The sequence below is a fragment of the Capnocytophaga sp. oral taxon 323 genome, from assembly GCF_001278825.1.
GTDB lineage: Bacteria > Bacteroidota > Bacteroidia > Flavobacteriales > Flavobacteriaceae > Capnocytophaga > Capnocytophaga ochracea.
Genome location: NZ_CP012589.1, coordinates 623,333 through 635,535, shown reverse-complemented (window position 1 = coordinate 635,535; position 12,203 = coordinate 623,333). Strand labels below are relative to the sequence as shown.

Annotated in this window: 11 protein-coding genes; 7 read left to right on the top strand and 4 right to left on the bottom strand. The window is 38.7% G+C overall.

Features of this window, described 5'->3' with window-relative positions:
• Nucleotides 1–68: 68 nt before the first annotated feature.
• From AM608_RS02800 to AM608_RS02790, 3 genes are all read right to left on the bottom strand, one after another.
• Nucleotides 69–1,523 (bottom strand): aminoacyl-histidine dipeptidase, encoded by a 1,455-nt coding sequence (locus AM608_RS02800; protein WP_053580690.1) that lies wholly within the window; start codon nucleotides 1,521–1,523, stop codon nucleotides 69–71.
• Between the two features lie 151 nt (nucleotides 1,524–1,674).
• Nucleotides 1,675–3,897: a patatin-like phospholipase family protein gene (locus AM608_RS02795; protein ID WP_053580689.1), complete on the bottom strand. Its 2,223-nt coding sequence runs from the start codon at nucleotides 3,895–3,897 to the stop codon at nucleotides 1,675–1,677.
• Nucleotides 3,898–3,985: 88 nt separating this feature from the next.
• Nucleotides 3,986–4,627, bottom strand: coding sequence for an O-methyltransferase (locus AM608_RS02790; RefSeq protein ID WP_034556260.1), 642 nt, complete (start codon nucleotides 4,625–4,627; stop codon nucleotides 3,986–3,988).
• Nucleotides 4,628–5,091: 464 nt separating this feature from the next.
• Here AM608_RS02790 and pncA point away from each other — a divergent pair, with 464 nt between their 5' ends.
• The 7 genes from pncA (at nucleotide 5,092) to speB (ending at nucleotide 11,613) form a co-directional block, all read left to right on the top strand.
• Nucleotides 5,092–5,631, top strand: coding sequence for a bifunctional nicotinamidase/pyrazinamidase (gene pncA, locus AM608_RS02785; protein WP_053580688.1), 540 nt, complete (start codon nucleotides 5,092–5,094; stop codon nucleotides 5,629–5,631).
• 23 nt (nucleotides 5,632–5,654) lie between these two features.
• Nucleotides 5,655–7,115 (top strand): M14 family zinc carboxypeptidase, encoded by a 1,461-nt coding sequence (locus AM608_RS02780; RefSeq protein WP_053580687.1) that lies wholly within the window; start codon nucleotides 5,655–5,657, stop codon nucleotides 7,113–7,115.
• Nucleotides 7,116–7,133: 18 nt separating this feature from the next.
• Complete coding sequence (locus AM608_RS02775; RefSeq protein WP_053580686.1) at nucleotides 7,134–7,958, top strand: endonuclease/exonuclease/phosphatase family protein; 825 nt, start codon at nucleotides 7,134–7,136, stop codon at nucleotides 7,956–7,958.
• A 15-nt stretch (nucleotides 7,959–7,973) separates the two neighbouring features.
• Entirely contained in the window at nucleotides 7,974–9,164 is a 1,191-nt protein-coding gene (locus tag AM608_RS02770) for a pyridoxal phosphate-dependent aminotransferase (protein ID WP_053580685.1), read from the top strand.
• Nucleotides 9,165–9,269: 105 nt separating this feature from the next.
• On the top strand, nucleotides 9,270–10,175 hold the full coding sequence (locus AM608_RS02765) for a YitT family protein (RefSeq protein WP_002672327.1): 906 nt from the start codon (nucleotides 9,270–9,272) through the stop codon (nucleotides 10,173–10,175).
• Nucleotides 10,176–10,231: 56 nt separating this feature from the next.
• Nucleotides 10,232–10,606: a DUF4293 domain-containing protein gene (locus tag AM608_RS02760; protein WP_002672326.1), complete on the top strand. Its 375-nt coding sequence runs from the start codon at nucleotides 10,232–10,234 to the stop codon at nucleotides 10,604–10,606.
• Nucleotides 10,607–10,707: 101 nt separating this feature from the next.
• Nucleotides 10,708–11,613 (top strand): agmatinase, encoded by a 906-nt coding sequence (gene speB, locus AM608_RS02755; protein WP_053580684.1) that lies wholly within the window; start codon nucleotides 10,708–10,710, stop codon nucleotides 11,611–11,613.
• Between the two features lie 57 nt (nucleotides 11,614–11,670).
• Here the strand turns inward: speB and idi are convergent, their stop codons facing one another.
• Nucleotides 11,671–12,189: an isopentenyl-diphosphate Delta-isomerase gene (gene idi, locus AM608_RS02750; RefSeq protein ID WP_009419961.1), complete on the bottom strand. Its 519-nt coding sequence runs from the start codon at nucleotides 12,187–12,189 to the stop codon at nucleotides 11,671–11,673.
• Between the last annotated feature and the right edge of the window lie 14 nt (nucleotides 12,190–12,203).

Genomic DNA, 12,203 nt, shown 5'->3' with positions numbered 1-12,203 from the left:
TAAAAAAAAGGGAAAGCTATCAATTAGATAGCTTTCCCTTTTTTATATAAATAAGTATATACTTGTTCTTATTTGTTAGGAATATGTTGCAATATCGCTAGTAAGAACTTCCAAAACTTCTGTACAGAAGCTATATTTACCTTTTCAGCAGGCGAGTGTGCCCCTTTGATAGTAGGACCAAAGCTCACCATTTCCATTTTGGGGTAATGGGTTCCTAAAATGCCACATTCTAAGCCTGCGTGGCAAGCTACTACATTAGGTGTTTCACCGAAGAGCGTTTTGTATTGTGCTTTTACAATCTTCAAGATTTCAGCATCTACTTTGGGCTCCCAACCTGGGTAACTACCGGTGTATTCTACTTCAAATCCAGCTAACTCAAAACTACTGCGAATCGTATCAGCCAAATCATATTTAGAAGTTTCTGAAGCCGAACGAGTGAGGCAGTACACGTTTATTTCGCCGTCTTTAATTTGTACCCTTGCTACGTTATTGCTGGTTTCTACAAGGTCAGCAATCGTCTGACTCATTTTGTACACCCCATTGAAAGCTGCGTAAAGAGCGCGTAATACATCTTCTTGTTCTTCTTCTTCCATTACTTTCTCAGGTACCGCAGTAGGTTCAAGTAATACTGTAAGAGTTGGTTCAGTTACTGAATACTCGTGTTGGAGTGCTTGGGTAAGTGTAGCTACTTCTTTTTTTAAAGCCACTTCGTCGTTTTTATTAATAGTTACCACCGCTACGCTTTCTCTCGGAATAGCATTGCGCAAACCGCCTCCATCTACACTTGCAATATGCAAACCAAATTTCTCAGTACAAGTGAATAATATACGGTTCATCAGTTTGTTGGCATTAGCATAACCCTTATGGATATCTGTACCACTATGTCCGCCGTGCAATCCTTTTATGGTAAGTGTATAGCCTACTGAATTATCAGGCGTATCTACCACGTCGTACTCTCTAAACGCCGATACATCTACACCACCGGCACATCCTATATCAATTTCGTCGTCTTCCTCAGTATCTAAGTTGAGAAGAAAATCACCAGAGAGCAATCCGCCTTTGAGCCCTTTAGCACCCGTCATTCCTGTTTCTTCGTCAATAGTAAAGAGAGCTTCAAGAGCAGGGTGGGGGATATCCTTACTTTGTAAGATAGTCATAATACTCGCAACCCCAATACCATTATCGGCTCCCAAAGTTGTACCATCAGCCCGTACCCAGTCGCCATCTACTAGCATTTTGATACCTTCCGTACTAAAGTCGAACACCGTATCATTGTTCTTTTGGTGTACCATATCGAGGTGTGATTGTAACACTACTGTTTTGCGGTTTTCCATTCCTGCCGTAGCGGGCTTTTTAATGATTACATTGCCCGTTTCGTCTTGGTAGGTATCAAGCCCTAAACTTTTGCCAAAAGCCACCATAAAAGCAATGACTTTCTCTTCTTTTTTTGATGGACGAGGCACGGCATTCAAGCTCGCAAAGTTCGCCCATAACTGTTTTGGTTCTAACTCTTTTATTTTCATTATATTTATTAATTATTAGTTTTTAGTCATCAGTTATCAGTTGTTAGTATTTAGTCGCTACCGCTTTTACCTTTTACTTTTTATTCACATACCCAGCTGTGAGCCCTCGCTGGCTTTACCTTTTATCTTTTACCTTTTACCTTTTACCTAATCAGAACCAGTACCCTATATTAAACAGCCATATCGCTTGTCGTATTTCAGGTGAGTAAGTGCACTTCAGTTCTATAGGACCTAAAAAGCTCTCAATGCTATATCCTATCCCATACCCCGAATAGTCTGGGTATTTCTTCCACTCAAAGCTCTCAAAAAGATTATTGTCTGCTTTAGCAATATTCGCTAATAATAGCAAGTGTTGTTTCTTAAAGGGTTGGATATCTATTACCAATTCTGATTTTAAGTAGTTTTTAGCACCAATGCTCAAAAAATCATAGCCGTAAAAAGGTGAATAGTTCGTAAATACATTCTTGTTATACCCTCCTAAAAAGAAGTCTAATGAGTATACATTAGAGCCTCCTATCGTAACACCGCCTTCTAATCCTACTCGTGCGCTCAATCTTGGCAAGATAGGAAAAGCAAATGATAACTCTGTTTTACCCGTTGTAAATTTGTTAAAATCTGAGTAGTTTGAGGCAAGTGCATAAAAATTGAACTGTGTATTAAAGTACACCCCTCTACTGGGGAAAAAGCTATTGTTAAAGCTGTCGTATTTAAGATAAGAATACAAACTGCCTATATGACTCTTTTCCGAATACGAAGTAGCTGAACTTATTGAATATACTTGCTCAGTATCAAACTGTATTTTACGGTGCTCTACTCCTAAGCCAAATACAAAACCATTACCCGAAAGTGTTTGCAAATACAGCTGATTTACCCAGTCGTAAGCCTCTACGTCCATTCGGTTGAGTTCCGACTGCTCTATTCGGTAGTTAGATAAGCGTTTTGTGTTCAGCTTTCGGTCGAATTGCACAAACTTAGACCGCAATCCATAACTGATGTAAAATCCCTTATCCACAAAATAATCAAACTGATAGCGTATGTTATCTCCCACAATAAGGTCCAGTGAAAGAAAATCACTGCTTTGTAAGAAATAGTTCCGAGTATAGTTCATCAAGAACCCTGTTTTTAGCAGATTGTCATAATGTATTCCAAATTTTAAAAAGGTGCGTTGCGGATTCTCTCTTAAATAAAAGTCTATATGTTCCCCTTCAAATGTGTGCCTAATCTGGTGATTGATAGAATGGAAATTGTTAGTAGCCATCAAGTTGTCGATTCCGTCGTTCAGTTGCTCGAACGAAATCTTACGGTTTAGATATTTCAAGTGTAGTTTACCGCGCAAATAACTACGTGAAAAGTGCTCGTTGTTATGAAAATGGACGTCTTTTAAGTAAAAGGAATCTATCTTTTGTATTCGTTCTCTTTCCTCTGTATGTTTTTGTTGAGCTGCAATCTCACGCAATCTTGGTAGAAAATGTTCCGCTGCTATTTTGCCATTGTTGATGATTGTCTCTCCTTTATCAAACGAAATAACGTTGAATCCCTCTATATTAGGTTTGATGTACACATCGGTCTCTTTTATTTTTTTTGGCATATTATCTATCATTGGGAAGGTAGTAATCTGCGAAAAAATACTCAAAAAAGAGTTAATCTCCTCTCGTTTTGCTAGCGGACTCTGTACATCTACCCCTATGATAATATCCATTCCTTTTTTCTTAACTTCGTCTACGGGATAATTATCGGCAATACCGCCATCGGTAAGCCATTTACCATCTATTTCTACCAAATCGAATAGTGAAGGAAACGAACCGCTTGCTTGTATTGCCTGAGGCAAGAAACCGTTTTCAAGTACTACGCCTTTACCTGTTTCTATATCCGTTGCTACACACAAGAAAGGAATGGGTAACTGCGAAAAATCATAAATTTCATTCACCGGATAGAGTAGTTTCACAAACTCGTTGTAGATGTTTTGTCCTTTTGATACCGCACGAGGCAACCCTACTTTGAAGTTATTGAAAGGTAATGCTACTGCATAACGGTCGTATATATAGCGCTCGTGTAATGATTTAGCACGGCGTGAAGTCTTGTCTTGCAAGAGTTTATCAAAGTCTAACTGACGGAAGATAGAGTCCAACTCATTAGCTGAATAACCCGCCGCATACAAAGCTCCTACCATAGCCCCCATACTCGTACCCCCGATGTAATCGATGCGCACCCCTGCTTCTTCCAACACTTTTAGTACCCCTATATGTGCTAACCCTTTCGCACCTCCACCGCTGAGTACCAATCCCACTTTTAAATCCTTTTTGTGGGTAGTATCTTGCGCACGCAGAAGAGGACTACTAAGTATCAGAAATATGGTTGCTAAGAATATTCTCATCCAGTGAATTGCTTTTTAAAACAGGTACAAAGGTATAAAATAATTAACAAATAACAATATAAAAATGAGGATTAATTTTTTAATCACTCTATTTTACTCTCGATATGGTAATACCGTCCCGTATGGGGAGTAGCACTGTCTCTATACGAGGGTCTTCTTTTAGTTTTTGGTTGTAAGCCATTAAGGCTTGGGTATGTTTATCCGAAGGCTTTACTTCTTGCACTACTTTACCACTCCACAACACATTGTCAGAGAGGATAACACCTCCTGAGTTCATTTTCTCTATCACCAAATCAAAATAATGAGCGTAATTCTGTTTGTCAGCATCTATGAAAACAAGGTCGAAAGTAGTGCTGAGAGTAGGGATAATATCGGTTGCCTTGCCTAAGTGTTGCACAATTTGCGCCCCATAGCCACTTCGGTCAAAAAACTCCCTTTGCAGGTCAGTGAGTTCCTCTTTGATGTCGATAGTATGTAAAACACCATCAACTGCCAACCCTTCTGCCAAACAGAGGGTTGCGTAGCCCGTGTAAGTGCCTATTTCCAAAATAGTTTTAGGCTGTATCAATTTAGAGAGCAAACTGAGGAAACGCCCTTGTAAATGACCACTAATCATTCTCGGTTGCAATACAGTAAGGTGAGTGCGCCTACTGAGTTCTTGCAGTAAAGGAGGTTCGTTGTCAGTATGTTCGCAAGCGTAATTTTCTAAATCTTCTGATAAAAAGTGCATTGGTAAAATATTTTTTTGGCAAAGATAGCAATAATATTCAAAAAAGCTGTACCTTTGCCACAAAAGCCAAGGGTAGAGAAGATTGATAGGAATGTAGAAGAAGCGAGGTAAAGTACTTTTTATTTCCAATATAACAATAACTTTACTATACCTTTTCTTCGTTCATTGTTCGTCTTTTGTTCGTCTTTTGTTCGTCTTTTGTTCGTCTTTTGTTCGTCTTTTGTTCGTCTTTTGTTCGTCTTTTGTTCGTCTTTTGTTCGTTCATTGCTTATTTGCCCTTGTGGCTCGCACCGTCATTTGTTCGTCTTTTCATTATCTGCCTGTCGTGCTACGACTGCCTGTGTGGCTCACACCTGCCCGTGCGGCTCGCACCGTTTATCACATAAGATTTCGTATAAACCCTCCTAACTCACCATTAACCATTAACCATTAATCATTAATCATTAGTTTAGAAAAGAGTTACTATGAAAGCACTTGTAATTATAGATGTTCAAAACGATTTTATGCCTACCGGTACATTACCTGTACCCCAAGGCGACCAAATAATTCCCTTTATCAATGCCGAAATGACACAAGGGTATGACCTTATTGTTGCAACACAAGATTGGCACCCTGCTACTCATAAAAGTTTTGCAAGTCAGCACGCAGGTAAAAAGCCTTTTGAAGTAATACAGCTCGGAGGTATCGACCAAATACTGTGGCCAGACCACTGTGTGCAAGGTACTTTCGGAGCAGAACTGCATAAAGATTTAGATATTCGTCCCATTGCAGCCATCTTTCGCAAAGGAATGAACCCCGAAGTGGATAGCTACAGTGCTTTTTTTGATAATAATAAACAGAACAACACAGGATTACACGGCTTTTTGCAAGCCAAAGGCATTACAGAACTCGTATTTTGTGGCTTAGCAGGTGATTTTTGTGTAGCTTATAGTGCCAATGATGCCAAAGCCTTAGGATATAAGGTAAGTTTGTTCGACAAAGGTATAAGGTCAATCAATTGCTAAAAAATAAATATTAAAAGAATAATATGTTAAAAATAGAAGTGAAATATATTGTGTATATAATATTAGCTGTGGCTTTTGCGGGTTGTGATACACCTTTCTTCTCTCCAAGAGAAAACTACCAAACACCCTTTGAGCAAACTGATGGTACCAAGAGCTCATCATATCAGGAAGTAATAGACTACTACAAAGATTTATCGAAAGAATTTGCATCTATTTCCTTTAAAACAATGGGGCAAACCGATAATGGTCAGCCGTTGCACTTGGTAATCTACAGTCCCGATGCCGAGTTTAATCTTTCCAAGTATCACAAAGATAGAACCATTGTTTTTATTAATAATGCTATTCACGGCAACGAACCTGATGGAGTGGACGCTACTATGTTGCTCTTTCGTAATTTGGCGCAGAATGAAATCAAGCTTTCCAAAAATGTGATAGTAGTAACTATCCCAGTGTACAATATAGGCGGAATGCTCACAGGTAAGAAAAACAGTGAAGCAAACTACAATTTAAACTGCGATTTTGTAAAAGCTGATGTAGAGAATACCTTGTCGTTTGCTAAAATCTTACAAGAAGTACAGCCAGATATCTTTATTGATAACCACGTAACTGATGTAGTTAATGCTCCTTATGTGTTAAGCTATTCTACCTCACAAATTGAGAAGTTAGGTGTTTTTACAGGAGGTTATGTACGTGATGCTTTATTGCCACGTCTCTCTCAGCAGTTAGAAAAAAGGCAACTCCCTTTCCAAAGCGATAGTTTGAAACCCCCTTTTAAGCAATTAACCTTATCCTCACACCCCGATATTCCTCGATATGCCACTGGTTATGTCAGCTTGTGGGACTGTATGAGTATCCGCATCAATACTAATGGGCAGAAACCCTACAAACAACGCGTAGAAGCTAACTATGAGATGATGAAGACCCTTGTAGAAATAGCCGATGCTGACAATCAGTATATCAAGCAAGTAAAAATCAAACAAACAGAGGCTGATAATGCACAAAAAGAATATTCGTTGGAATGGGAAATAGATTCTACTCAATATACAAAAGTAGATGAAAAACCTCTTTACAATCATTTTAAACCCGTGCAGAGAGTTAGTATTCCTCAAAGTTATATCGTTCCTAAAGTATGGCAAAGAGTAATTGACCGCCTAAAAGCTAACGGTGTAGCAATAACAGAAATAGAGAAAGATACGCTGATGAATGTAACATCTTACCGCATTGAGAGTTTTAAAACTTATACCTATCCGTTTGAGGGGCATTATTTGCATCACCAAACACAAGTGAGTCCTCAGAAAGAAAAAGTACAACTTTACAAAGGCGATTATCTTATTGAGGTAGCGCAATCCGCTAAACATTATCTGTTAGAAACCTTAGAACCTCAAGCACCTGATTCTTTCTTTAATTGGAACTTTTTTGATAGTGTTTTAGGGAAAGAAGAAGGTAAAAATGCACCTATTTACCCTATTTACCGAAAAGAATGATTTAAAAGTAACATTATTATGAAACCATTATTATTTATTTTATGTGTCTTGCCTACTTTTTCCATAGCGCAAGACCTAACCGTAATGACTTATAACATTCGTTGCGAAGTTCCTCAAGACGGTGTAAACGCTTGGACTGATGGCAATAGGAAAGAAAAGGTATTTACAGTGCTTACAGAGGCAAACCCCGATATCTTTGGAGTACAAGAAGCCTTACCACACCAACTTAAATTTTTGGAAGAACGTTTCCCTACTTATCAGCGTGAAGGTGTAGGACGTGACGACGGTAAGGAAGCGGGTGAACATTCGGCTATCTTCTTCAAAAAAGGTCGTTTTACCTTGCTCGACAAAGGGAACTTTTGGCTTTCTCAAACTCCTGAGGTGCCTTCCTTAGGCTGGGACGCTACTTGCTGTAACCGCATCTGCTCTTGGGTAAAACTCAAAGATAAAAAGACGATATTTTGGGTGTTCAATCTCCATTTCGACCACGAAGGCAAAGTAGCTCAGGTACAAAGTGCCGACTTGGTATTGCAAAAAATCAAGGAGATTGCTAAAGGCGGGAAAGTCATCTTAATGGGTGATTTCAATCTCCCTACTGAGCACCCTGCCGTACAAAAAATAGCATCTCAGTTGTACGACACCCAGTTATCACCCACTAATAAAACACCTAATATGGGTACTTTCAATGCTTTCAAAACCGATGAACCTTTAAAAGGACATATAGATTTTATCTTTGTTCAGAAGTCTATAAAAGTAAAACAATATAAAATTATAGAAACCCGCATCGATGGTCTCTATCCTTCCGACCATTTACCTGTATGGGTAGAATTACAACTGAAATAAACTTTTTAAAACAGTATGAAACAGTATTTATCTGACCGTATCAACGCTATGGAAGTATCGGCTACCTTAGGAATGGCAGCCAAAACACGTGAACTAAAAGCCGAAGGCAAGGATATTATTGGTCTTAGCTTAGGCGAACCCGATTTCGATATCCCTGATTTTATAAAAGAAGCAGCTATCGAGGCAGTACAACAGAACTATAGCAAATATACTCCTATTGATGGTTATTTGGAATTGAGAGAGGCGATTTGCGAAAAGTTCAGACGCGACAATAACCTTCATTACAAGCCTTCACAAATAGTAGTATCTACGGGAGCTAAACAATGTTTGGCAAATGTAGCCTTGGCGATGCTTAATCCCGGTGACGAGGTGATATTTCCTGCTCCTTATTGGGTGAGCTATAAGGAAATAGCTAAAATGGCAGGAGGCGTTCCCATAGAGGTTCATACAACCATTGAGAGCGACTTCAAGATAACTCCTGCTCAGTTGGAAGTAGCTATTACTCCTAAAACTAAAATGGTATGGTTTAATACCCCTTGTAACCCCAGTGGTTCTATATACAGCAAAGAAGAATTAGAAGCTTTAGCCGTAGTGCTTAGAAAACACCCTAACATCTTTATTCTCTCTGATGAGATTTATGAGTATATCAACTTCACCAATGAGAGAGTAACTAGTGTAGCCGAAATCGACGGACTCTATGAACGTACCATTACTGTAAATGGAATGTCCAAAGCCTTTGCAATGACCGGCTGGCGCATAGGTTATATGGGAGCTCCTGAATGGATTGCTAAAGCCTGTACCAAAGTACAAGGACAAATAACCAGCGGTGCTAATGCCATAGCTCAACGCGCTTCTATCGCTGCCCTGAAAGCACCTAAGGGCAAAATACAATATATGGTAGACGAGTTTAAAAGGCGTAGAGATTTAGTATTAGAACTCCTAAGTGAGATTGACGGATTCAAACTCAACGTCCCCGAAGGTGCCTTTTATGTGTTCCCCGACGTATCGTCTTTCTTTGGCAAAACCCTAAGAGGTCGCAATATCCATAACGCAACCGACTTCTCTTTGTATCTGTTAGAAGAAGCAATGGTAGCTACTGTTACAGGTGAAGCCTTTGGAGATGCTAATTGTATTCGCTTTTCGTATGCCGCTTCCGAGAAAGATTTACGAGAAGCTATAAGACGTATAAAAGAGAGTTTGCAATAATTAAAAACACTTTTTCAGTTTTGGTTTGCACATTCAATTAAAAATAGTACTTTTGCGCCTAAAAAATAAACGACTAAAGAATCATTGTAAAATTAAAGTAGTGTTATGGCAATAGCAGATAGCAAGACTATTAAATACTTAAAGTCTTTTTACATAAAGGATTATCTTATTATCATCTTAGGGCTTATATCATATGCGATAGGAATTACAGGCTTTATAATGCCTAATGGGATAGTAACAGGAGGTTTGGCAGGTATCTGTCTTATCTTGAATTATAAGTTAGGAGCCGACTTGGCTATTACCTATTGGATTATCAACTTTATACTCTTGGTGATAGGCTTTAAAGCAATGAGTAAGCAATTCACCTACCGAACACTCATCTCTATAACTATTCTATCGGGATTGATTTGGGCTGGAAAAGAGTATTTAATGCCTTACTTTATAGAACACCCTCCTTTGAGAGACGACTTCTTAAATGTAATTATGGGAGGATTGCTATGCGGTACGGGTTTAGGATTGGTTTATTCAGCTAACGGAAGTACAGGAGGTACTGATATAATAGGCTTTGTTATCACTAAGTATTACAGCATCAGTATAGCGCGTATTCTTTTGGTGGTGGACGTGTGTATCGTGCTATCGTCTTTCTTCATTTTGGAACGCCAAGACAATTCACTCGAAAAGACTATTTATGGACTTATCCTATTACCTCTGATGTGGCAGATGGTAGAAATTGTTATCAATGGAGCAAGACAGTCGGTGCAGTTGTTTATCTTCTCTAAACACTATGATGAGATAGCGAACCACATCAATAGTGAACTCAAACGCGGTTGTACTATTATCGATGGGGTAGGTTGGTATTCTAAATCCTCACAAAAAATAGTGATTGTAATAGCTCGCCGTACGGAGGCTACTTCTATCTTCCGTTTAGTGCGAACAATAGATCCTGCTGCTTTTGTAACGAAGACCAACGTAATGGGGGTTTATGGTAATGGTTTTGATAAATTAAAGTAAAATATTTTTCAGGTTTTAGAAAAAGTACTATATTTGCACGTTCAAAACAAAAAAGAATGATTCAGAGAATACAAACTATTTATATGCTGTTGGTAGTGATTGTAGCTACCGTAGCCGTCCCGATGCTTTTCAGTATAGATTGGCTTAGGAGTATCTTATTAGGGATAACAGCAATATTGGCTCTATACACCATATTTAAATATAAGAAAAGAAGTGTTCAGCAGTGGCTTAACTGGCTGAACGTCCTTATAAATTTTACTTTACTAGGAATATTTGTATATCGAATGCTAAACTCATCTGGAGAAGGCTTGCTTTCGGAGAAAGGTGTTGGGGTTTTCGTACCCGTGCTTTCTATCGTTTTTTTGTTTTTAGCCAACAAGGCTATCAGACGGGACGAGAAGCTCGTAAAATCAGCAGACCGATTGCGATAGACCTATAATCTTAGTAGTGTTGTGCGTTAAAAAAATCCTAAGTGTTTAAACTTAGGATTTTTTTATTATCTTTGTGCCCTATTTATTAAATAAATCAGATAATGAAAAGAACATATGCAGGTATTCCAACAGAAAATGCAACGCTGGAAAACTCGAAAGTAATGCTGGTAACAGTACCTTATGATGGTACATCTACTTGGGGTAAAGGAGCCGATAAAGGACCTGAATTGTTTTTAGATGCCTCAGAAAATATGGAACTATACGATATTGAAACAGATACCGAACCTTATCTCAACGGAGTGTTTTTAGCAGGTGAAGTAAGCGAAAACAGTTCGCCTGAGGCAATGACACAAGCGGTTTATGAAAAGACCCAAGAACTATTGAAGCACGAAGATAAGCTATTTACTCTTTTTGGTGGGGAACACTCAGTGTCTATTGGTTCTATACGTGCCGTAGGTGAAAAGTATGAAAAACTCACAGTATTGCAACTTGATGCCCACACTGATTTGCGCCCTGAGTATCACGGTTCGACCTCTAATCACGCTTGTGCCGTATTTGAAGCCAACCAAAAACACAAATTGGTACAAGTAGGTATTCGCTCGATGGATGTAGAAGAAAAGCAATATTTACCAAAAGGACGTGTATTTTTCGCTCACGAAATAGCTAAAAATAAAGAGTGGGTTGAAGATGTACTTGACAAGGTATCGGGGAATGTATATATCACGATAGATTTAGACGCTTTCGATCCTGCTATTGCACCTTCAACAGGCACTCCTGAACCAGGAGGATTGCAATGGTACCCTACTCTTAAACTCTTACGTAAAGTGTTTAAAAAATGTAATGTGGTAGCGTTTGACATTGTAGAACTAATGGATAGTCCGCAGGCTAAGCCTACGGCTTTCTTGGCAGCTAAACTTTATTACAAGATGTTAGCTTATTATTTTAAATATAGAAGTAAGAAAAAAGAGAATAAAAGTATAGAAGAGTTTTTTGAGAAGAAGGGATAAATTAATGATTATAAATAACAAAAGAGGCTATTTGAAAAATCAAATAGCCTCTTTTGTTTATCCTTTTAGTACTTGATGTAAGAATTTATCGAAAATAATCTTAAACCATTCAGTATACCGATGCGGGTGCTTAGCAATATCTTCCTTTATCTTTTCTGGAAGTTCCCAACGCCAATCGGCTACTTCTTCAGGGTTGATAGTAGGGGAGGCGTTATAGTATCCTATGAGAATATGGTCGAGTTCGTGCTCTGTAAGCCCGTTATCAAAAGGGGCTTTGTAGATAAAACTCAATATATCGGTAAGTTCTGTAACAAAACCCATTTCTTCTTGTAAGCGACGCTTGCCTGCTTCAATAGTTGTCTCGCCCTGACGTGGGTGACTGCAACAAGTATTCGTCCACAAGTTAGGCGAATGATATTTGCTCGCAGCTCTTTGTTGTAGCATAATCTCCCCTTTATCGTTGAGTATAAATACCGAGAAAGCCCTATGTAATAAGGCTTTTTGGTGTGCTTCAAGCTTCCCCATTAAGCCTATGGGAGTATCGTGTTCGTTCACTAATATTACTTGTTCTTCCATATTTGCAAATAGGA